This is a genomic window from Fibrobacter sp. (assembly GCF_017545445.1).
Classification (GTDB): Bacteria; Fibrobacterota; Fibrobacteria; order Fibrobacterales; family Fibrobacteraceae; genus Fibrobacter.
The window spans coordinates 34,354-56,033 of the sequence record NZ_JAFWOM010000022.1 but is presented as its reverse complement, the minus strand read 5'-3'; the positions used below and the strand labels follow the sequence as shown (position 1 = coordinate 56,033).

Sequence of the window (21,680 nt, the reverse complement as noted above, 5' to 3'; positions counted from 1 at the left end):
GTGGGCCGCGATCCGTTCGTAGCCGAAGAACCGCCGACAAGCTTTGGCGACCACGTGACGCTCTCGATTCTCGAAGGCAAGCACGGTCTCGCGAAGTCCATCAAGGACAGCGATTCCGAGATGGAATGGACGATGGCCCTCTCCGCAACAGGCGACCGTGCCGGTTACCTCTCGTTCGTCGGCATCAAGGACATCAATGCGTTCGGCTACCATGTGTATGTGACGATCGACGGCCATACGACCGAGATGAAGGAAGGCTCGCCGTTGCAGGTGTCGCTGAGTTCGAAGCAGAAGACCGCAACCGTGCGTGTCGAACGCTCTGCGATCGTTGTCGCCCAGAAGTCCGGACTCAAGAGTCTCCGCTCTGCGAAGCTTGGCAACCAGCTGCACGTATCGTTCGAAGTTCCTGACGAACTCGTTGACGAAAACACGAGGGTGGACCTCCTGACCGCGAAGGGCGGCGTAGTCGCGACTGCATCTGCAAGGTCCATGTTCGGGACGAACAAGGTTGCCATGGATGCCCCGAAGAACGGCGTCTATATCCTCCGCGTCCGCGTGGGCTCAGCCCAGCTGACGCAGCGGATCCTCGTGAAGTAGTTGAAAGAACGAGTATGCTAAAAGGCACGGGGCTACCCCCCCGTGCCTTTCGTCATCCTAAACGACTTGCTTGATTCATCATCCAGAACAACACTACAAAACGCGTCATCCTGAACGGAGTGAAGGATCCAGTTACATTTTGTAATGCGAAGGCTGGAATTGACTGGATCCTTCGTCGTTACACTCCTCAGGACGACTTTGCAAACTTCCTACCGCCTACTGTCTACTGCCTACTTCCATAATGTGCTGTTTCGCACTGTTCTTGCCGTATATAGCAAATGATTTATAAAAAACTTGCAAAAAACTTGCATTTTTTGAAAATTTAAGGTAATTTAAAAACATGAAGTTTTTTAGCTTCAGGAGGGGATAGGTGTAATGGGTTTGTTATGGGCATGGATAGCGGAATTGTAGCTGTTGCTGGCTAAATTTTTTGCGTCTAGCCCCTTCGGAGGCGTGTGGCATGTTATTGCAAGAGGTATATAAAATATCTGAGGGGATTCAGAAGGAATTCGAAAATTCCGAAATTCCGCTTGCGGTTTATCAATTTGTTGATGGGCAAGTCCAGGCGGTCCTTGTTTCGAATGGACTTGTCCGTTGGCAACCTCCAGGTTTTACCCGCGAAGATTTGCTCTGGCACCTTAATACGGACATGTACATGAATGTCCACCGCGAGGATATTGTTTTTGTCGCGACCAAGGCTAAGGAATTTGCAAAAAATAAAGACTCCCGTTACGAAGTCGTTTATCGCGAGAAACTGTACGGCAAGGGCGAATACCGCATGGTGCATGCCGTGGGCTACCACCGCTGTTTAGAAAATGGAGCGGAATACGCCGTTGTCGTCTATGACGACGTGACTACAGCACTGGAGTCAAATGGCGGGAAACGTCTTGAATTTGACAATAGCATATTGGAATATCTGGATACGGACAAAATCGAACCTTTTGTCATAGTCGATGCAAAAACGCACGAAATCTACATGATCAGTACATCTGCTGAGAAAATCTGGATTCCGGTAAAGGCGTTTTATCCAGGCATAACCTTTGAGGAGTATTTTTTCGATCCGCACGAACCCCAGCTGATTACTATTGAAGAAGTTTTGGAAAGGGGCGAAGTCCTCGTGCCGAATTCCCGCACGGGCGGCGATTTGATTCTGAAAGCGACGCTTATCAAGTGGCATGGTAGGGATGCCATTTTACATCGGATTAACGAACGTACCGATAAGTATTTCGATTCCTTGACGGGGCTTCCGAATTTGGAATACTGCCGCATGCGAGGCGATAGCTTTGCCCAAAATATTAGAAAGGTTGGCGGAGACCCCGTGGTCGTTTTCTTTGACGTTGTCGGGATGAAACTTTACAACAACGCCAATGGATTCGAAAAAGGGAATGAGTTCTTGATTCATTTCGCCTCCATCCTCAAAAAGCAGTTTCCGGATAGTCTGATTAGCCGTATCGCCAATGATCATTTTATGGTCATTGCGGACATGGAAAATATTGAAGAATGCTTGAACGAAATTCGGAAGAACGTCAAGAATACGGTTTCGAAGATTTCAATGGATGTCAAAATAGGCGTTTGCAAAATAGGCGAATTTGAATCGAATCTGGATGCTTGCGAAAAAGCGAAAATCGCTTGTAAAGTACAAAAAAGGTCGAGCGACTGTTTTATCCGGTATTATGACGAGGATTTGCGCAAGGCCCTTATTTTGCAGAACTACGTCGTGAATCACATCGACGAAGCAATTGAAAAGGGCTACATCAAGATTTATTACCAGCCGGTTGTCCGTACCATTACGGAAACCTTCTGCGGCATGGAAGCTCTTACTCGCTGGATTGACCCGCAATACGGATTCTTAAATCCTGCTGTATTTATCGGTGCTTTGGAAGAGTCTAGCCAGATTCACAAGCTCGATAGCCATGTAGTCAATGCTATTTGCAAGGAACTGCGTGAAGAAATTGATAGCGGAAATCCCATAGTTCCGGTTTCGTTCAACCTTTCCCGTCTGGACTTTATCGGTTGCGATATTTTTGAGGTTGTCGAGCAGGCTCTTGAAAAATACAACATTGACCGCGAATACATCCGTGTCGAGATTACCGAAAGCATCATGGCTTCGGATTCTTATGTCAGGAATGAAATTGAACGGTTCCGGCTGGCCGGTTACGAAGTCTGGATGGATGACTTTGGCAGCGGTTATTCGTCGTTAAATACGCTTAAAGATTACAAGTTCGACGAACTCAAGATTGACATGGTGTTCCTGTCAAACTTTAACGAGGCTTCGCGCACCATCATCCGTTCTACAGTCCGCATGGCAAAAAACTTGGGGCTTAAAACGCTTGCTGAAGGTGTCGAAACCAAAGAGCAGATGGATTTCCTGAAGGGGATTGGCTGCGAAAAAGTGCAAGGCTATTACTATGGAAAACCCCAGCCTTTAAAGGATACGCTCAAGCACATGGAATCTATCGGCATGTTTGTCGAAGACCCGAAATCGCGCCAAGTGTATTCGCAACTCGGTCGTCAGGATTATCTGGTGGAATCGCCCAAGGCAATTGTGTCTTACGAACAAGGTTTGTTCAAATTCTTGTTTATCAACCGCCAGTTCGAAGAACAACTGCAAAGTCTTGGGTATGAAGGATTTAAAGATGTCGAAGTCGATTGCAACAATCCAAACGATCCTTTGTACAAAAAACTTCATGATGCGGAACTTGCGGCTTTCAAGTCACCGCAACAGATGACGTACGTGACTCGTGGAACATACGTGTTCTTGAGCGGTCGGTTGATTGCCGATATCAATGATTGCCATATTTATGATTTGTCGTTCCGCAATACGCATGTGAGCGCAGTCGAAAGCAACTCTGGCAATCAGAATGCGATGAAGTTCCCGGCTGATGCCAAAACCATTTTGGTTTCGACGGTCAACTTGCAGAATCGCTCGATTCTAGAAGGTTTTCTAAAGGCGGAATACAATGTTTTGTTTGCAGAAAATGGCGAACAAGTTCTTAACATTTTGCTGGAATATGGGAACCGTATTTCGTTAGCGTTGATTGATGCCGCCCTCCCGAAAATAGATGGATTCAAGATTATCCAAAAATTCAGGGGTGAAAAGCATGACTGCCAGATTCCTTTTATCGTTATGACGGATAACATGGAACTGGCAAAAGAAAGCATCCGCTTGGGGGCTTACCAGTTCATCCATACGCCTATTACCAATAAAGATCAAGTTAAATCGAAGATTGAAGGTGCTATCAAGAATACGGAATTGCTTCACCAGCTGGCCTTGAATTACATGGAATATGTCCCAGGCGGAGTGATCCTTATGGAAGCGGTTCATGGCGATATTCTTTATGTAAATGGTCGTGCACTTGAAATTCTTGAATGCGAAAATATTGAGGAATTCCGCAATTTGGCGGGTGAAAGATTCAAAGGCGTTATTGAACCTGAAGATTATGCCAAGGTAAAGAATGGTACTCAAAATTTAATCCGCAGCGGAAGCTCTGTCGCAACGCAAATCACGTACCGCGTCAGAACGAAAAGCGGTTCTGTCAAACGAATTTATCATGTCGGGAAATGCTTTAAAGATACACCGTATGGACGTATTTTATCTGTATTCGTCTCCGAAGACGATATGGCGTTAAGAAATTATTTTGGACGTAAGAATGCTTTCAGAATGTTTATGGCCTCTGGTGAAGCGACGCATACCAAGTCGTACGATCCAGGCTACAAGGCCTTCTTGTTCTGGAATTTGTCTAAAAATTCACCCGTCATCAGGATGGAGGGGATTTCTTATATTCCTAATGAACTCGCCGATAATTATACCTATGACAATCATGTTGGCTTTTTGATGACTTTGATGTCCAAGGAAGGGGTCAATGACCAAAAAGCGGCGGATTACACTCGCGAAAAATTGATTCTTGCATATGCGAATAAGCGAACAGTCCAACCGCTCAATATCAGCTACAATTTGGATAAAGGTTGGTTTACGATTAAATCGACTTTTGACATGATGGCAGATCCGGATACGGGCGATGTGATATTGAAACTTCAGAACGAAAACATTACGGATGTCGAAGCTTATAAGGAATTGACGAATGCAGTTGTTTTGAATTTGTACGATCAGATTATTTACATTGACGGAAATGTGGATAGGCTCATCTACCTTTCAAGTGTTGATGGAAAACCGAAGTACGTCCAGACAACGATTACGGAATCTATAGAACATCTTTGCCAATTGTTCCAGCGACCGCTTTGTTCGGTCGAGGAATACTTGAAAATTTCTAAAGAAAAAAGCGCTTCTGGTAAGACTTATGGAAAAATGCTCAAGACTGAAGATGGAAAAATAAAACTTGTTCGTGCTCATTCACTTTATAGCGGTACCCAAAAGTACATCATTACCATCTCGGATGTAACTTATGTGAAGGAAATGGAAGAATAGAAGCTAGCGTGTTTTTTTAGTAAACGACATTAAATTAAAGCCTGTCATGCCGGCCTTAGTGCCGGCATCAGTTTTTTCAATTGAAACAATACTTATTACGTTTACTATGGCTTTTATGGCGTGATGTTGTTCATCTTGAAAAAAATAATTTATATTGTAAAGGTCTTTAGAGGAAATTATATGAAATTTTTAAAACTAGCTTTGTTTTCTATTCCGTTTGTCATGACGGCCTGTTTTGAATCGACTTCGAGTGCGGATTCATATGGAGATTTGATTTACGAGCGCAAATCTCCTGCGGGGCGTTATGTTTCGCGTGAGTGCCAAGTTTATGCGACTGATTCACGTTTCGTGTTTAAGGGAACTGTGTATGCAGGATCTCTTGGACCTATGAATTATTTTTCCGAAATTGAAATCGGAAGTAAAATGAAGGTCAAGGATGAATTCCGTACGTCGGAACCTTTGTTTGCGGAGTCAATGGAAGAAGAGTGTGCAATGTTGAAACAAACTTATGCTCAATTTAATAAACCTTCTGTCACGTGTTCGGACAAAGAAGTTCTCGCTTCTGGAGAGGTGGATAATGTTTTGTCACATGATTATCTTACCTCGTATATGAAGGATGCTTGTGATAAGTACATTGAAGAAGTTGTTGACGGTAATTATGAAAAAGCTTCGTCTTGTACGGTTCGCTCTGAAGGAAATGTAGCGTATATGGATGTTGTTTATGCGACGAAATCGGCTTCATTAAAGGCTACGTATTTGGGTAATGAGAGCGGAATGATGGAGGAAACCTATACTGGAGTGAGTGCGGACACTTTGGCTATGGTTTGTGAATATGATAAGGCACAACCGGGTTATTCTGATGTTCGCTGTGACGGAGCTACTATTTCCCATAAGGAAACAAAGGCTAATGTTACGATTGAGAATATGATCGCGGCATTTGAAGTTACATGTGATGCACTCCGTAATGGTCTTGTTCCCTTCGAAAGAGTTATGTTTGGCGAATAGTTTTTGTATTGATACTGCTTTTTTGAGCATTATTTTGCGGCGTGTCACCTTTTGACACGCTGTTTTTTTATATTGGTGCTCATGGTGGCAGTAAATAAATCAAAGAAAGAAATAGAATACCTCTGTACAGAATGCGGCAATACGACTCCCAAGTGGGCGGGCAAGTGTCCGTTCTGCGGTGCGTGGAGCAGCCTCAAGGAACATGCTATAGAACGGATTGCTGATGGCTCTGGGCGAACCGGACGTGGGCTTGGCGGCCCTGTGCATAAGGTAGTGTTGCTGAAGGATGTGGCGACGGAAGATACACGTCGTTTGAGTACGGCTAATTCGGAGTTTGATCGCGTGCTTGGCGGCGGTTTTGCGCCGGGGAGCCTTGTGCTGATTGGCGGCGATCCGGGTATTGGTAAATCGACGCTTGTGCTTACGACGCTTGCGACGATGAACGCTGCTGGCGTGAAGGCTTTGTATGTGAGCGGCGAAGAAAGTGCATGCCAAGTGAAAATCCGCAGTGAACGATTGAATGTTTCGGGGAGCGACATGATGCTCCTTTGCGAGACGAACCTTGAAAAAATTTTGGAGCAGGCCCGCGAGGTGAAGCCGCAGGTGCTGGTCATTGATTCCATCCAGACGGTCTATAAGAGCGAACTTGCTGGCACACCTGGGTGCGCAACGCAGTTGCGTGAATGCACGCTAGACTTGATGGTGTTTGCGAAAAACTCTGGCTGCATCACGATTCTGATTGGGCATGTGACGAAGGACGGCCAGATTGCAGGACCAATAATTTTAGAGCACATGGTCGATACGGTCGTGTATTTCGAAGGTGACCGGAATCACCAGTACAGGCTGTTGCGGACCATCAAGAACCGCTTTGGCGCGACTGACGAAATTGGCGTGTTCGAGATGACGGGACATGGGTTGAAACCTGTGCTGAATCCAAGCAAGGTCTTTTTGCAAGAGGGCGTGCCGCCGACTCCGGGGAGCGTTGTTTGCTGTACGATGGAGGGCTCGCGTGCACTTTTGTTCGAAACGCAAGCACTTGTGAATCAGACGAATTTTGCGGTTCCGCAACGCGTGGCCGCGGGGATTGATCCGAAACGGCTTACGATCATCCTTGCGCTTTTGGAAAAGTTTGGCGGTATAACGATTGGAGCCTCTGATGTATTTGCGAGTATTGCCGGTGGCATGAAAGTGAATGACGCGTCGTCGGACTTGGCTCTTGCGTTGGCTGTTGCTAGCAATCACTTGGGCATTCCGCTTTCGCGACAGACGATAGCGATAGGGGAGCTTGGACTGTCGGGCGAGGTGCGGGGTGTGTGCCTCTTGGACCAGCGGCTCAAGGAGGCTCACCGCTTGGGAATGGCTGAGGCGGTCGTCCCTGCTTGTTGCAAAATTTCAGAAAACATCGGACAAATGAAGGTCGTGCGTGTGCATTCGCTTGCTGAAGCAATCACGTGGCTGATGGACAAGAAGTAGGCGGCGGAGGGGTTAGGTTATAGGGGATAGGGATTAGGTAAATAATCGCGGCTTCGCCGCATCTTTATACGATGCACTAAGCACATGAAACTATTCCTAAAACCTACAACCTGTTACCTATTGCCTAAAAAAAACAAAAAGGGGCGCTCTTGCGAGCGTCCCTAATTTCCGTTATTAAAGCTGGCTTTACTAGCGCTTTTCACCCGGCCTTGTGAAACCGAATGCACGCGGGTCGAAACCGCTGGGGAACTTAGTTCTGTCGTTATAGGTGACGCGCTTTGCACTGAACTTTTCAATTTTGGCACCGGTCAGGTCTGCACCCGAGAAATCGACATCTTCCATCTTGGTATCTGCGTCAATCTTGATGCCTTCCATCTTGGCGTTGGTGAAGGTGACCTTGAGTAGCTTAGCGCCAGAGAAGTTTGCACCGGAAAGCTGAGCATTGTTGAATGCGGAACGTTCGATTGTGGCGTTCGCAAAGTTTGCCTTGGTAAGGTCGGCGTTGTCAAAGATGTCCTTGAAGACGTAAGCCCCGTCAAACACAGCCTTCATGAGTTCAGCGTAGTTGAACACGTTCTTGCTCACGTTTGCGTCGAAGAACGAAGACTTGTTGAGCTTGGTCTTGTCGAAGGAACTCTTGGCCACTTCACCCTTGTCGAAGATGACTCCGTTCAAGTCTTGGTTGTTGAACTTCATGTTCTTCACTGTAGATTGAGCGAACTTGGCCTTCTGGAGCTGGGTCCTGGAAAGATCCACGTCATTGAAGGTGGTCAAGGAAAGGTCGGCTTCCTGAAGGTTGACGTTGTTGAAGTCTGCTCCGCCGAATTCTGCCTGAGAAAGACCTGCCTTGGCGAAATTCACGTTGTTGAGCTTCACGCCGGAGAAGTTTGCGGCGATGAGGTTGCATGCCGTGAAGTCCGTTTTGCTCATGGTGGTCTTGCGAAGGTCGCTGTTAGCCATCAGCGAACGCGAGAAGTTCGTGTTCGTGAGGTTTGCCTTGCTGAAATCGGCACGGGTGAGGTCCACGTCGGTAACGGAAGCCTGAGTCAAGTCAGCCTTGCTGAAATCGCAGTTGTCGGATACCTTCATGGCATCGAGGCGTGCGTTCTTGAGGTTGGCCTTGGGGAATTGGCTATCGAGAAGCGTGGCTCGATAGAGGTTTGCGCCTTCGAGGTTTGCACCTTCGAACGATGCAGAACGGATGTCTGCACCGCTAATCGTTGCACCAGCAAGGTTTGCCTTTTCGAAGTTCGCACCGTTAATCACGGCATTGCGGAAAGAAACTTCGGCGAGGTTCGCTTCTTCGAAGTTCGGGGCGTCGCCTGCAGAGCGCTGGAAGTCCGTAACGCCTTTGACGGCCCTAGCCTTCTGGAACTGGTAATTGTCGATACGCTTGTCGCGGAAGGATGTGTTCAGGTCTTTACCCCTGAAATCCTGTGCGGACACGTTGAGCGCGAGAGCACCAAGGAGGCAGAGACCAAATTTGTAAACGTTCTTCATATTCATAATCAATTCCCTTTATAAAAAAGTAAACCAAATAACGGATAGCCCTAAAATAACTAAAAAAATTGCAAAACTACAAGCGAAAAATAAAAAGTGACCAAATAAATACTAATTTTACGTTGAAATGACAATTTTTCTTTAATTTTACGTTGAGATGACACGTTTCCGTTCGAATTTATACAATATGGTGATTAGCGATGGCTGTCCCGTATGCCTTATGAATGCCAACCGGTATGGAAAAACGACAGGCCGTGTCGGACCGGTTCTTCTTTTGGATAAGATGGAATCTGTCTTTGAAAATTACGTCTTTTAGCATAGAAATGAGTATGTCAGAAAGTATTGTTGATCGTCAAGAAAAAATTAGAGCGAAGTTCGCTTCGTTCAGTGACCCCGATGACAAATGGAAATTCCTTTTGGATTTGGCTCGTGAACATAAGGGCATGGATGCCGCTTTGAAGGCGGAGAAGTTCATCATCCAGGGCTGTGCTTCGACGATGTATCTTGTTCCGAAGTTCGACTCTGGTAAAATTCATTTTGAAATGGATGTGGAAGGCGGCACGACAAATCCGCTAATCAGTCGCGGTCTTGGTGCGCTTGCCTTGCAGATTTTTAATGATATGGCTCCTGCAGATATTTTGTCTGTGGATCCTACATTTTTCCAGCAGATTGGTTTGAACGTGGGGCTTTCGCCGACTCGTTCTAACGGATTTGCAAGCCTTTTAAAACAAATTTATTTGTACGCACGCGTTTTTGACGCAATTTCTAAAAAATAGGATGACTCTATGTTTAGTTTCTTGAATGGTAAAAGCCCGTTTGACGAGGCAGAAGAAAAATTGGAAGCTGGTGAAACTGTCAACGGCAGACCGAAACTTCCGCAGGCTCCAATTATGGGCTGGCAAGACGGCGTTTTCTTGTTGGTGCTGGTTGGCCTTATTGTGGGTGGTTATTACTACTACCAGCATACGAAGCAGGTGAGCGCGGAGACATTTGCAAAGTGCGATTCTCTTTACGTTGCTGCGGAAACGGATGCTGCAAAGTATGTTGATGCCGAAAACTGTTACAATGAAACTTGGGAATTGAGCTTTGTAAGCGATTCCATGGAAATTCTTCGCCAGAACCGTTTGGGGAGGATTGAAGACTTGCGCAACCACCAGAAGGACTTGTATGCGGATGCGATGGGCGCTTTGGCTGCAAGGGATTCCATTACGGCATACAATATAGTGAATGACTACAAGGGACCGATGCTTTTGAACAGGGGCGATGCCAAGGATTGGAATAAAATTGCCAATAGCGAAGCGATTAAGGCTAGCATTGCCGCTGCAGCCGCTCGTGCCGATTCAATTGCGAAGGCGAAGGCCGTTGCGGATTCTTTGGCTCAGGTGGCTGCGGAACTCCGTGCAAAAGCTGTTGCGGATTCCATTGAACAAGCGAATAAGAAAGCCGCTCGCAAAGGTAAGCGCAAGAAAGCGAAATAGGTGATTTAGTCAGTAGTGGTTAGTAAACAGTGGTTAGTAAACAGGGCGGCGAAGCCGCGAATATAAATCCTAATCACTAACCACTAACCACCAACCACTAGAATTTTACTTCGCGATTTTCTCGACTGTAATTTCGCGTTCGGTTTCCGAGATAATTTGAATTTTGACGACGTGGGTGATGCCTGCGTCGTTTTCTTCTAAGCGCTCGGGCCATTCGATGAGGCTGATGCCGCTTTCGAGGTAGTCCGGGTCCATGCCGACTTCGTAAAGGTCTGCGCCGCCTTCAAGACGGTACAGGTCAAAGTGGAATATGGGCGGGTTGTTCGGGTATTCGTGGAGGATGGTGTAGGTCGGGGAGCAGACCGTGCCTTCGAAGCCGAGCCCTTTGCAGATGCCGCGGCTGATGACGGTCTTGCCTGCACCGAGATTCCCGTAGAGGGCGACCTTGTCGCCGACTTTCAGTTCTTTGGCGAATTGCAATGCCCAGTTGTATGTATCTTCTTCGGATGTGAAACGCATGATGAAAATTCGGGTATGGGGTATGTATAGGTGTCAGGTTTTAGGTTGTAGGTTTTAGGGCTAGTATCACGCACTTCGTGCGTCTTTATAAGGGCGGCGGAGCCGATATTATTTATCCTGTAACCTAATACCTAATTCCTAATTACAGCTTCTCCTTAAACTGCTCATAAGTGAATTTGTGTAGCAGGTGGAACTTGCCGTTTTCGTCGAACTTGCCGATGCTCGGGTGGCGCACTCCGTTAAAGAACGTGGTCTTGACCATGGTATAGTGGATCATGTCTTCGAAGATGATGCGGTCGCCGACCTTGAGCGGTTCATCAAAAGAGAAGTCTCCGAGCTGGTCGCCCGCGAGGCAGGAATTTCCTGTGAGTTTGTACGTGTAAGCTTTTTCGCCCGGGAAGGCTGCACCGATGACGCTTGGACGGTACGGCATTTCAAGGCAGTCCGGCATGTGGGCGCTGATGGAAACGTTGAGTATTGCGATGTCCATTTCGTTATGGACTATGTCGCCCACGCTTGCGACGAGTTCACCGGTCTGCCAGCCGATAGCTTCGCCTGGTTCCATGATGACCTGCAAGTGCGGGTAGCGTGCGGAGAAATCCTTGAGGATGCGCACGAGTTCGTCGCGATGGTAGTCCTTGCGGGTAATGTGGTGACCGCCGCCGAAGTTCACCCACTTCATTTGCGGGAGATACTTGCCAAAATGCTTTTCAAATGCGGCGAGAACGCCTTCGAGAGCGTCGGCATCTTGTTCGCAAAGCGCATGGAAATGGAGTCCGTCAATGCCGTCGATGAGTTCGGGCTTGAATTCTTTTTCGGTCACGCCGAGACGGGAAAACTTGCCGCAGGGGTTGTAAATGTCGGTTTCGACAGTCGAAAATTCCGGGTTCACGCGGATGCCGGCACTGACGCTGTGGGCAAGCGTCTTTTCCTTGAAACGCAGCCATTGCGAAAAGCTGTTGAACGTGATGTGGTCCGCTGCATCGAGGATTTCGTCGATTTCGTCGTCTTCATAGACGGGGGCAAAGACGTGGACTTCCTTGTTCATCTCTTCGCGGGCGAGACGGGCTTCGTTGAGGCTGGAGGCGGTGGCGCCGGCGAGGTATTCGCCGATGAGCGGGAAGGAACGCCAGAAACTGTAACCCTTGAGGGCACAGATGATTTTCACGCCGGTCTTTTTCTGGATATCGTCGAGGATTTCCATGTTGCGGCGAAGACGTGTTTCGTCAAGTACGAAACAGGGACTTGGAACTTGAGAATAGTCGAGCATGGTACAAAGATAGAAAGATTTGTCTTGCCGCTCAAATACTTTTTTGTGTCAACCTTTTTCAGGGATGGTCAGACTTGCTGATGGAAAAACTTACGAAAAAAATGAAATGTGCTGAAATGACTTATATTTATATTCATTTCAGCAACTTTCATCATGAAAAGTGCTGAAATAAACATGTTTAGTTATGATTTCAGCAGTTTTCAACTTAAAAAGTGCTGAAATAGAAATTTTTTTGTTATATTATTGAAGAAAGGAGATCCCTCTATGCAGCCTGTTTTGGTGGGTCGTGAAAAAGAAACTCAATTGCTCCAAAAGTACCTTGAATCCGATAGGTCGGAGTTTATCGCTGTTTATGGGCGGCGGCGTGTAGGCAAAACTTTTCTTATACGTCAAGTTATTGGGAAAAACGCTGTTTTTTCTTTTTCTGGAATGGAAAATGCTTCTTTGGCAACTCAGTTGGAAAATTTTCAACTTGCCTTGCAGAAAAAAATAGGAGAGAGTACTAAACCGACTACATGGCTATCGGCTTTTGACCAATTAGAACGGTATTTGGACGGTCTTGGCACGGGGAAAAAAGTAGTCTTTATTGATGAGTTGCCTTGGCTTGATACGGCACGAGCTCTGTTTGTGGGGGCTTTGGGACATTTCTGGAATAGTTTTGCATCTGCTCGGAATGATATTAAGTTGATTGTTTGCGGCTCTGCTACATCTTGGATGATTGACAAATTAATTTGCAATCGGGGTGGACTTCACAACCGTGTGACTCACCAAATAGAGATAGCTCCGTTTACACTGAATGAAGCGGAACAATATTTCAAAACTTATGGCTTTGGCTATCGTCGAAAAGAAATTGCGGAATGTTATATGGCTTTTGGAGGGATTCCTTATTATTTTTCCCTGATGAATGCAGATGAAAGTGTTGCCCAAAATATCGACAGGCTGGTGTTTTCGAAAACTGGCGAGTTGCGACTTGAATTTCAAAATTTATACAGGTCTTTGTTTAAACAAAGTGCAGGGCATGAAGCTGTTATAGAAACTCTTGCGACCAAGAAAATGGGCATGACAAGAAAGGAAATCTTGGAGACTACTGGGCTTAATAACAACAAGGCTTTCTCGACGGTTTTGACGGAATTGGAACAGTGCGGTTTTACGCGAGAATACACTCCTATTGGAAATACCAAAAGAGATGTACTTGTTCAACTAGTTGATCCTTTTACGTTGTTTCATTTTTACTTTGAATCTGAAAATAAAAATCAGGATGACCATTTCTGGACAAATTCTCTTCGATCACCATTGTTTAAAACATGGAGCGGGCTTGCGTTTGAAATGCTTTGCCTGAATCATGTCGCTCAAATGAAAAATGTACTTGGAATATCTGGTGTTCAAAGCCGTGTTTGCAGTTGGCGTACGCACAAAAATAAAGTTAAAGGTGCTCAAATTGATTTGCTGATTGATAGAGCGGATCAAACGATAAATCTGTGTGAAATGAAATTTTCCAAGACGGAATACGAAATTACAAAGAGTGATTCCGAAAATTTTGAAAAAAAGATAGAGGCTTTTATTTCGGAGACGAATACGAAAAAATCAGTCGTGTTCACGATGGTGACTTCGTTTGGCTTAAAGCATAATAAGTATAGCGGTTTTGTTCAGAAAGAACTTACGTTGGATGATTTGTTTTAAATTTTTTTGCGGAGGTTTGTTTTGCGGCGATTGTTGATTGGTTTTATTGCGTTGATGGTCTTGATTTTCTTGTTGTGCGTAGCCACGCTTTGCTTTGGTGCGGTGAACATTCCGTTCTCGTCGGTGGTGCAGGCGCTGTTTAGCCCGGGTGCGGATGTCTCGTCGAACATCTTGTGGAATTTGAGAATTCCGAAGATGATTGCGGCGGTGCTTGCGGGAGCGTCGCTTGCGGTGTCGGGCTTATCGCTACAGACGGTGTTCCGGAATCCGCTCGCGGGGCCGTTTGTGCTTGGCATTAGCAGTGGCGCAAGTCTCGGTGTGGCGCTTGCGCTTTTGGCAGGAATTGGCTTTGGAAGTGTTGGCGTGCTGGGCTCGGCGGCGCTTGGGGCGCTGCTCGTGACGCTTGTCGTGATGTTTGCTGCGACACGTTTTGCACAGACGGGCGTGCTTTTGATTGTTGGACTTTTGGCGGGCTACTTTATTGATTCTATTGTGAGCGTCTTGATTGCTGGGAATTCTTCGGAATCGCTGCGCGTTTATGTGGCTTGGGGCATGGGAAGTTTTGGGCGCGTGACGCTAGGTGACGTTTGGATTTTTGTGGTTGCTGTTTTGGTGGGATTGGTGCTGATTGGTGTTTCGCTGCGGTATTTGAATGCGGCGCTTTTGGGTGATGATTTTGCACACGGGCTTGGGTTGAACGTGAAGCGTTCTAAAATTTGTGTGTTGCTCGGGGCTAGCCTTTTGGCGGGGGCGACGACGGCGTTTTGTGGGCCGGTGGCGTTTATCGGGATTGCTGTGCCGCATTTGGCTTATCTGCTTTTCAAGACGACGAATCATCGTGTGCTTTTGCCGGGGGCTGCGTTATGTGGTGTTGCTCTAGCACTTTTAGGCGGGCTCTTCCCAGCTTCAGTTCCGCTGAATGCTGTGCTTTCGCTGGTGGGGGTTCCCGTGATTATGTGGGTGCTTGTGCGCGGTTCTGGTGCGCGTTTTTAGGGGGTGGATATGAGTGAAGAAAATTTGCAGACTGCGTTGCTGGAGTGCAAAAATTTGCTGGTGGGTTATGGCGAAGCGCTTCCGTCTATGAAAATTGCGTTTGATTTTTCGCTTTCGCCGGGGACTGTTATCGCGTTAATGGGCGAAAATGGATGTGGCAAAAGTTCTTTGTTGAAAACTTTTGCGGGCTTGCTTGCGCCGGTGGTGGGTGAGGTTTCGCTTGAAGGGAAATCTCTTACGGAGTGGGCTCCCCGTGAGCGGGCTCAGGAAATATCGCTTGTGCGGATGTCGAGTGCTGTGCCGCCGCGTATGAGTGTGAGTGAATTTGTACGTTTGGGCCGTTCGCCGTATTCTGGAATTTTTGACAGCCGCACGGATGAAGACAAACGCATTGTTGATGAATCGATGGAGCTTTTGGATGTTGCAAATTTTGCAAGTCGCCCGATTGCAGAACTGAGTGATGGCGAACGCAGTCGCGTGTTCTTGGCAGAGGCTGTGGCGCAGCAGGTGAAAATCTTGCTGCTCGATGAACCGAATGCGTTCTTGGATATTCCGCGTAGCCATGCGCTATTCCGATTGCTCAAAAAAATTGCAGTGGAACGTAACATGGGCATTATTGTTTCGACGCATTCCGTGGAATATGCGGAGCGCTATTGCGATAAGATTATGGTGGTGAATGACGGTACAGTGAAAGTGGCTGCGGCTGCCGAAGCTCGTAAAAATGGACTTTTGGATTGGACGGAGGAACAACCGGCCCCGGTACGGTGACCGGGGTGACAATGGTGTAAAAGGAATCGTTGTATGAATAAAGGTACTCTTTTTTATTTTTTAATCGCTTACCTTGCATTTTGTTTGGTGGCGTGTTCGGGAACGTCGAAAAAGGCGGATGTGGTTCTCGAAACTAAACATTTCTTGTGGAAAGTTTCTGATGAAAATTCTTCGGTGTGGGTGCTGGGGAGTCTCCATCTTGCGGATTCGACGCTTTACCCGCTTGCTCCTGTGATTGATTCTGCGTTTACGCATGCAGATGAACTTGCGGTTGAACTCAACATGAATGATGATGATGTCGTGAAAGAAGTTGGGGAACAGTCGGCACGGCGTGGTGAACTTGCCGAAGGTACGCTTCGGGATTTGTTGCCGGAGGATATGTGGTATTTTATAGATAGCCTTTGTACATCGTGGAATATTTCTGCGACGATGTTTGAAAAAATGCGTCCGTGGCTTGCTGCGACAACGCTTAGTTCGTATGCATTCATGCAGACGGGATTGAGTGCGGATTATGGGGTGGATTATGTGCTCATGGATAGGGCGGCGATGGATGGCAAGGCAATTGTTGGCTTAGAAACGGTGGAAGAACAGATCAATGCTCTTGCGGATACGACGGAATCGGATTCGGCGGGAATCTATTATTTGAAGACAACGTTGCGTGAAATTTCGGAATTGGATTCCATGGTGGTAAATCTCTTGCGGGCCTGGAAAACGGGCAATGATGCGTTGTTGCGTCGTTTGATGAAAGAAGATGATGAGGAAGATTCGCTTTCGCAGGATAGCAAATTTAAGGAAGAGCATGAACAACGTGTTTTTGTGAATCGAAATTCGAAAATGGCCGAATCGATAGCATCATTTTTACGCGAAGACCGGAATGTTTTTGTCGTGGTGGGCGTTGCGCACTTGGCTTTGGAAAAGGACAACGTTATTGATGCTCTCAAACAGCGCGGTCTTAAGGTCGAACGTTTTTGACGCTCAAGCCAAGGCGGGTGAGGCGGTTGTAAAGGGCTGTGCGGTTCATTTGGAGTCGTTCGGCAGCGGCTCCGACTGAGCCATCGCATTCGCGGATGGTCGCTTTTAAAAATTCGCGTTCTTCGTCAAGTTGCTTTTCGCGGAATTCGTCGTAGTTGCGGGCCGCGGGGTAAGCGATAGGCGGTATGATGCGAGAATCTTCGTCAATTTGCAGGTCGTCTGCACGCAGAATTCCTGGATCCGTAAAGCAGAGGGCGCGCTGGATAACGTTTTCGAGTTCGCGGATATTTCCCGGCCAGTTGTGGTCTTCGAGCTTTTTCAATGCTTCGGAGGAGAGGGTGTAGGGCTCGCCGGATGGTGCGTATTGACGTATAAAATAATTTGCTAAATCTTCGATGTCTTCTTTGCGGTCGCGGAGCGGCGAAAGCTGCATGGGGATGACGTTTAGACGGTAATACAAATCTTCGCGGAAACGTTTTTCGTGAATTTCTTCCTTGAGGTCACGGTTGGTGGCGGCGATGATTCGCACGTCGATATGGCGCGTCTTGTTGGCGCCGATGGGGCGGATCTCGTGATTTTGGATGACGCGTAGAAGTTTGACTTGAGCGTGGAGCGGCATGTCGCCAATTTCGTCGAGGAAGATGGCTCCGCCGTTAGCGTCTTCGAAAAGTCCGATGCGTTCGTTTTGGGCTCCGGTGAATGCTCCGCGTGTGTGCCCGAACAGTTCACTTTCGAAGAGGGCTTCGGGGATTGCGCTACAATTGACCGTGACGAATTTGTCATAGACGCAAGCGATTGCACGGGCGATGAGGTCTTTACCCACTCCGGATTCGCCGAGGATGAGTACGGGCCCCGTGTGCAGAATGGCTCGTTCTACGTTTTTACGCAGACGTTTCATCGCATCGCTTTTGCCGACGAGATGTGACATTCTTTCGCGGAAAATGCGTTTTGCATTGTAGATTTCCTTAAGTCTCGCAATCTTGCTCATCAAGTGGAGACGGAGGGATTCAATCGAAAGGACGGTGTCGTAGAGTTTGCTTGAAACGCTGGAGTGCATTTCGGGGGATTCTGCATAGGCGAGAATCATGGAGTCCGGATTGTATTCGCGGAGGTTCGAAAGCAATTGTGCGTTTTGGGCGGCAAATGAGTCTAAATCCCAGATGACGATGGGGGCGAGCGGAGCGTGTAGCGCTTCTGCGATTTCGGAGGCCTCATCGTTTGCGGGGCTATGTACATCGACTGTGTTGTTCACAGAAGAAAGAACGTCCAGAATGAACGAGGACGTTGCGGTATCTTTTGTGAAAAAATCGATGGAAGGCATTTTAGTTAGAAGTAGGAAGTTTGAAGTAGGAAGTTTAGAATCGCGGCGTTGCCGCCTGATGACGACTGTCTACTTCCTACTGTCTACTGACTACTAAGTTATTTTCCTAGTTCCTTGCTGCGGTTCGTGCCGGCGACGACAGCCTTGATAAGTGTGCTGCGAAATGCGCCTTCTTCGAGGGCATCGATGCCTGCGATGGTCGTGCCTGCCGGAGAGCAGACCATGGCGCAGAGGTCGCTTGGGCTCTTGCCGGACTGCTTCACGAGTTCCACGCTGCCTTCGATGGTGCCGAGGGCGAGCTTGAGGGCGACATCGCGGGTGAGGCCTGCCTTCACGCCACCGCGGGTAAGGCCCTCGATGAATTCAAAAACGTATGCAGGGGCGCTGCCGGAAAGTCCGGTCACGGCGTCGATGAGGGATTCTGCAACGCGGCAGGTCACGCCAATGTTGCCAAAGATTTCTTCGGCGAGCTTGAGCGTTTCGTCGGAGACTCCGTCAGTGGCGAGGCCCACAGAACCCTTGCCAACGGTGAGCGGCAAGTTCGGCATGACGCGGAGCACCTGGTTCTTTTCGCCGAGCACTTCGATGAGGCTCTTGCGGGCGACACCAGCCATGATGCTGATGAACGTCTTTTCGCTCTTGAGTGCAGATGCGGCTGCCTTCCATTCGGCGGAAACGAGCTTGAAAATCTGCGGCTTGACGCAAAGGAATGTTACGTTCGCTTTTTCGATGCCTTCGGCAAAGCTATTGACGCGGACGCAACCGAGTGCGCTCACGGCTTCGGCGGCCTTGTCGCTCGGGTCAAAGAAGAAAATGTTCTTGGCGTCTGTGCCTGCGTTCAAAAGACCGCGGAGAATAGCTCCGCCCATGTTGCCCGTACCGGCAAAGAAAATCGTAGTGTTCATATAGTTTCCTTTTTTAAAGCTTTATAGATTGCTTTGGCCCCTTACAGGGTTCTCGCAATGACAAATGTTGTGGTCGCTTTTCGCGATGGCAAAAGTTGCGATTGCGTAGCAATGACGTTACGATGGTAAACGTAAAAATTTTTTTTGTTGAAAAGGGGAATGCTTTCGAATATAGGAGTCTATAAGAACTGTATGGATCCCCTCCCTTTGGTCGAGGATGACGAGGTCGAGGATGACGGGCTGGGGGAACATTAAAAAAAAGCGGAACGTCTTGTGGGCGTTCCGCTAAATTCTTTTTTAGACTTTCGGTTTGGAGAGAACGGCGAGGAGTTCTGCGTTGGTCTTGAGTTTACTCATAAGCTTGAGCAGGTTCTCCATGATGCCTGTTTCCGTCTCGTTCTGGCTACCGCGTCTGAAGTTCCAGGCGGCATTCTGTTCGAGGAGCGTTAGCAAACGTTCTTCCTTGCGGGTGCCGGACTTGAACACGTCAATGGCGGGCCAGATGCGCTTTTCAGCGATGCGGCGGTCGAGCACGAGTTCCATGTTGCCGGTGCCCTTGAATTCTTCGAAAATCACTTCGTCCATGCGGCTGCCGGTTTCGATCAATGCCGTGCCGATGATGGTGAGAGAGCCGTTCTTCTGGATTTCTTCTGTGATGGAGCCGTCTTCGTTCTTGACGGTGCGGATTTTGTCCTGAATCTTACGGGCGGCACCGAAGAACTTCTTCGGGAACTGCATGGCGTTCGCATCTACACCGCCAGACAGAATTTTGCCGGAGTGCGGAATCACGACGTTGTTTGCTCGTGCAAAACGCGTGATGGAGTCCAGCAAAATCACGACATCCTTCTGGCTTTCCACGAGGCGCTTTGCCTTTTCCAGAACCATGTTTGCTACACGGGTGTGGTGCTCGGGCGGTTCGTCGAATGTCGAGGCGACGACTTCAGCCTTGATTTCAATTCCTTTATCTGCGGCTCTTTCTTTGATTTCCGTGATGATGTCGCGCATTTCGGTGACTTCTTCCGGGCGTTCGTCGATGAGGAGCGTGATGAGGATGATTTCTGGGTGGTTCTTTGCGATGGCGCGTGTCACGTTCTGCAAGAGAACCGTCTTACCGGTACGCGGAGGAGCGAGGATGATACTGCGCTGGCCCTTACCAATCGGGGAGAACAAGTCCATGATACGCGTGCTGTATTCCGTCTCGTTCCATTCGAGGTGAATTTTTTCTTCCGGGTGGATCGGGGTCAAGTATTCGAAAGCCACACGGCGGCGCATCTTGTCCGGTTCTTCGAAGTTCACGCGGTCAATGCGGCGCATGGAGAAGTACTTATCTTGTTCGCGAGGCGTGCGGACGAGGCCTTCGATTGTATCGCCAATCTTGAGGTTGAATTTACGGATAAGGTTCTGGCTCACATAGACGTCGTCGGTGCTGGTCTGGTAGTTCTGATCCGGCATGCGGAGGAAGCCGTGGCCCTGCGGAGTGACTTCGAGAACGCCTTCCGTATAAATAATGTTGCCTTCGTTCTCGAGGCTCTGCAAAATGTAGTTGAGGGACTGCTTGCGCATTCTGCGGAAGTCCACTTCTTTTTGCACGGCGAGCTCCTGAAGTTCGCTCATGGAGAGCTTGCGGAACCTGAGCCAGTTTTCCTTTGCTTTTAGAATAACTTCGGAGCCTGGTGCCGGGAGCGTTGCGGAATCATCGACAAATTCTTCTTGCTGTTGGAAGTTGCGATTGCGGTTGTTCTTATTGAATTTGTTGTTCTTGTTGAACTTGTTGAACTTGCCGTTTTGGTTGTTGAATTTGCGGTCGTCTTGACCTTCACCGTTTTGTGCCAGCGCATCGCCTTGAATTTGTGCGTTTTCGCCTTGCTGCTGGGCGTTTTGTTCGGCATTTAGATCGACTGGACCTTCTTGGATGTTGTATGATGCTGTGGATTCTGCTGCTTGAGAAACCGCTTCGCCAGCTTGTAGAATAGCTTCTCCGCTGTTTTCGCTTGTGAAGGACGCTTCTAAATCAGGTTTGATGGTGTAAGTCGGTTCACTTGTAAAAATCGTTTCTGGAATGGCATCAATGTTTGCGACTCCGAGCTGTTCTGCAAAGCGTTTTTCAGCGGCGGCGATTCCATCGACGGGTTCTCTTTTTTCCTGAAAATCTAATTCTAAATCTTGTGTTGCGTTTTCTACGATGTCTTTGTGGACTTTGTTTTTGGGTCCTGGCTTGCGGCCACGGCGCTTGGGCTGTACTGTTTCTTCTGTGTTTTCGGGAAGCTTGTCGGGCGTGCCCAAGTATTCGGGAACCGGGATGCCGGTGCTTTCAGGGTAAACGATATCGGTCAAAGATTTTTCTTGACTACTTTGTTTTGAATTTTGATTTTTAGGTGTTCTGGGCACGATTGCGTCCTATAGATGAATATTAAAAAATGAAATGAACGATGTAGTGTAAGGATAATGCGGGCTATGAGCCCCATAAATTTTATTGAGTAATTAAATTATTATGTCCCGAAATTGCGGAACGCAATAAAAGATACATAAAATTTTTAAGAAATGTGGAAAAAAACAAAATTTTTTGAAAAAAATTAAAAATATCACAAGATGACTGCTTGGAATCCTGTATGGATCCTATCGCCAACTGCTTATACAAGACATTATGGTTTCTATCGGCACTCCGTGCCTCCAGAATGACAGGCGAGGCGAGTGCAGCAAGAATGAGTACACTCATTCTTATTGCCGAGCCGATGCAGTCAAGCCTCGAAGAGAAATGACAGGTCGTCAGGAT

Annotated in this window: 15 protein-coding genes and 1 pseudogene; 10 read left to right on the top strand and 6 right to left on the bottom strand. The window is 47.7% G+C overall.

Annotated features, from left to right (window positions below; translation table 11 throughout):
* The 4 genes and pseudogenes from IKG78_RS02565 to radA form a co-directional block, all read left to right on the top strand.
* Window positions 1-597 (top strand): annotated as a pseudogene (locus IKG78_RS02565) (hypothetical protein); the annotation flags it as partial.
* A gap of 460 nt (window positions 598-1,057) precedes the next feature.
* A complete protein-coding gene (locus IKG78_RS02560; protein ID WP_290938846.1) occupies window positions 1,058-5,023 on the top strand; it encodes an EAL domain-containing protein in 3,966 nt (1,321 codons plus the stop codon).
* A 180-nt stretch (window positions 5,024-5,203) separates the two neighbouring features.
* Entirely contained in the window at window positions 5,204-6,028 is an 825-nt protein-coding gene (locus tag IKG78_RS02555; RefSeq protein ID WP_290938844.1) for a hypothetical protein, read from the top strand.
* A gap of 81 nt (window positions 6,029-6,109) precedes the next feature.
* A complete protein-coding gene (radA, locus tag IKG78_RS02550) occupies window positions 6,110-7,501 on the top strand; it encodes a DNA repair protein RadA (protein ID WP_290938842.1) in 1,392 nt (463 codons plus the stop codon).
* A gap of 189 nt (window positions 7,502-7,690) precedes the next feature.
* Here the strand turns inward: radA and IKG78_RS02545 are convergent, their stop codons facing one another.
* A complete protein-coding gene (locus IKG78_RS02545; protein ID WP_290938840.1) occupies window positions 7,691-9,007 on the bottom strand; it encodes a pentapeptide repeat-containing protein in 1,317 nt (438 codons plus the stop codon).
* A 323-nt stretch (window positions 9,008-9,330) separates the two neighbouring features.
* On the opposite strand from IKG78_RS02545, the gene IKG78_RS02540 reads away from it, so the two are divergent.
* Both IKG78_RS02540 and IKG78_RS02535 read left to right on the top strand, forming a co-directional pair.
* The gene (locus IKG78_RS02540; RefSeq protein WP_290938837.1) at window positions 9,331-9,777 is read left to right on the top strand and encodes a SufE family protein; all 447 of its coding nucleotides are present in this window, start codon (window positions 9,331-9,333) and stop codon (window positions 9,775-9,777) included.
* A 9-nt stretch (window positions 9,778-9,786) separates the two neighbouring features.
* Window positions 9,787-10,479 (top strand): hypothetical protein, encoded by a 693-nt coding sequence (locus IKG78_RS02535; protein WP_290938834.1) that lies wholly within the window; start codon window positions 9,787-9,789, stop codon window positions 10,477-10,479.
* A 105-nt stretch (window positions 10,480-10,584) separates the two neighbouring features.
* Here the strand turns inward: IKG78_RS02535 and tsaE are convergent, their stop codons facing one another.
* Both tsaE and nspC read right to left on the bottom strand, forming a co-directional pair.
* Window positions 10,585-10,998 carry a tRNA (adenosine(37)-N6)-threonylcarbamoyltransferase complex ATPase subunit type 1 TsaE gene (tsaE, locus tag IKG78_RS02530; RefSeq protein ID WP_290938832.1) on the bottom strand — a complete coding sequence of 138 codons (414 nt, stop codon included), beginning with the start codon at window positions 10,996-10,998 and terminating at the stop codon, window positions 10,585-10,587.
* A 142-nt stretch (window positions 10,999-11,140) separates the two neighbouring features.
* Window positions 11,141-12,268 carry a carboxynorspermidine decarboxylase gene (gene nspC, locus IKG78_RS02525; protein WP_290938830.1) on the bottom strand — a complete coding sequence of 376 codons (1,128 nt, stop codon included), beginning with the start codon at window positions 12,266-12,268 and terminating at the stop codon, window positions 11,141-11,143.
* A gap of 264 nt (window positions 12,269-12,532) precedes the next feature.
* Here nspC and IKG78_RS02520 point away from each other — a divergent pair, with 264 nt between their 5' ends.
* Genes IKG78_RS02520 through IKG78_RS02505 form a run of 4 tightly spaced genes read left to right on the top strand, consistent with a single transcriptional unit; the run spans window position 12,533 to window position 16,681 of the window.
* Complete coding sequence (locus IKG78_RS02520; protein WP_290938828.1) at window positions 12,533-13,948, top strand: ATP-binding protein; 1,416 nt, start codon at window positions 12,533-12,535, stop codon at window positions 13,946-13,948.
* Between the two features lie 33 nt (window positions 13,949-13,981).
* Window positions 13,982-14,941, top strand: a complete 960-nt coding sequence (locus IKG78_RS02515; RefSeq protein WP_290938825.1) for an iron ABC transporter permease — start codon at window positions 13,982-13,984, stop codon at window positions 14,939-14,941.
* Window positions 14,942-14,950: 9 nt separating this feature from the next.
* Window positions 14,951-15,709, top strand: coding sequence for an ABC transporter ATP-binding protein (locus tag IKG78_RS02510; protein WP_290938823.1), 759 nt, complete (start codon window positions 14,951-14,953; stop codon window positions 15,707-15,709).
* 33 nt (window positions 15,710-15,742) lie between these two features.
* Entirely contained in the window at window positions 15,743-16,681 is a 939-nt protein-coding gene (locus IKG78_RS02505) for a TraB/GumN family protein (RefSeq protein ID WP_290938820.1), read from the top strand.
* Here IKG78_RS02505 and IKG78_RS02500 read toward each other — a convergent pair.
* From IKG78_RS02500 to rho, 3 genes are all read right to left on the bottom strand, one after another.
* Window positions 16,662-18,002 carry a sigma-54 dependent transcriptional regulator gene (locus IKG78_RS02500; RefSeq protein WP_290938818.1) on the bottom strand — a complete coding sequence of 447 codons (1,341 nt, stop codon included), beginning with the start codon at window positions 18,000-18,002 and terminating at the stop codon, window positions 16,662-16,664. The two genes, IKG78_RS02505 and IKG78_RS02500, sit on opposite strands and share 20 nt — an antisense overlap.
* Before the next feature lie 98 nt (window positions 18,003-18,100).
* Window positions 18,101-18,907: a pyrroline-5-carboxylate reductase gene (gene proC / locus IKG78_RS02495; protein WP_290938816.1), complete on the bottom strand. Its 807-nt coding sequence runs from the start codon at window positions 18,905-18,907 to the stop codon at window positions 18,101-18,103.
* A 297-nt stretch (window positions 18,908-19,204) separates the two neighbouring features.
* Window positions 19,205-21,241 carry a transcription termination factor Rho gene (rho, locus tag IKG78_RS20285; protein ID WP_366074609.1) on the bottom strand — a complete coding sequence of 679 codons (2,037 nt, stop codon included), beginning with the start codon at window positions 21,239-21,241 and terminating at the stop codon, window positions 19,205-19,207.
* Window positions 21,242-21,680 lie beyond the last annotated feature (439 nt).

What these genes read in the sequence shown, in the direction of transcription:
- IKG78_RS02560 (WP_290938846.1), top strand. Translation starts at nt 1,058, where the DNA reads ATGTTATTGCAAGAGGTATATAAAATATCTGAGGGGATTCAGAAGGAA.
- IKG78_RS02555 (WP_290938844.1), top strand. Translation starts at nt 5,204, where the DNA reads ATGAAATTTTTAAAACTAGCTTTGTTTTCTATTCCGTTTGTCATGACG.
- radA (WP_290938842.1), top strand. Translation starts at nt 6,110, where the DNA reads ATGGTGGCAGTAAATAAATCAAAGAAAGAAATAGAATACCTCTGTACA.
- IKG78_RS02545 (WP_290938840.1), bottom strand. Translation starts at nt 9,007, where the DNA reads ATGAATATGAAGAACGTTTACAAATTTGGTCTCTGCCTCCTTGGTGCT.
- IKG78_RS02540 (WP_290938837.1), top strand. Translation starts at nt 9,331, where the DNA reads ATGTCAGAAAGTATTGTTGATCGTCAAGAAAAAATTAGAGCGAAGTTC.
- IKG78_RS02535 (WP_290938834.1), top strand. Translation starts at nt 9,787, where the DNA reads ATGTTTAGTTTCTTGAATGGTAAAAGCCCGTTTGACGAGGCAGAAGAA.
- tsaE (WP_290938832.1), bottom strand. Translation starts at nt 10,998, where the DNA reads ATGCGTTTCACATCCGAAGAAGATACATACAACTGGGCATTGCAATTC.
- nspC (WP_290938830.1), bottom strand. Translation starts at nt 12,268, where the DNA reads ATGCTCGACTATTCTCAAGTTCCAAGTCCCTGTTTCGTACTTGACGAA.
- IKG78_RS02520 (WP_290938828.1), top strand. Translation starts at nt 12,533, where the DNA reads ATGCAGCCTGTTTTGGTGGGTCGTGAAAAAGAAACTCAATTGCTCCAA.
- IKG78_RS02510 (WP_290938823.1), top strand. Translation starts at nt 14,951, where the DNA reads ATGAGTGAAGAAAATTTGCAGACTGCGTTGCTGGAGTGCAAAAATTTG.
- IKG78_RS02505 (WP_290938820.1), top strand. Translation starts at nt 15,743, where the DNA reads ATGAATAAAGGTACTCTTTTTTATTTTTTAATCGCTTACCTTGCATTT.
- IKG78_RS02500 (WP_290938818.1), bottom strand. Translation starts at nt 18,002, where the DNA reads ATGCCTTCCATCGATTTTTTCACAAAAGATACCGCAACGTCCTCGTTC.
- proC (WP_290938816.1), bottom strand. Translation starts at nt 18,907, where the DNA reads ATGAACACTACGATTTTCTTTGCCGGTACGGGCAACATGGGCGGAGCT.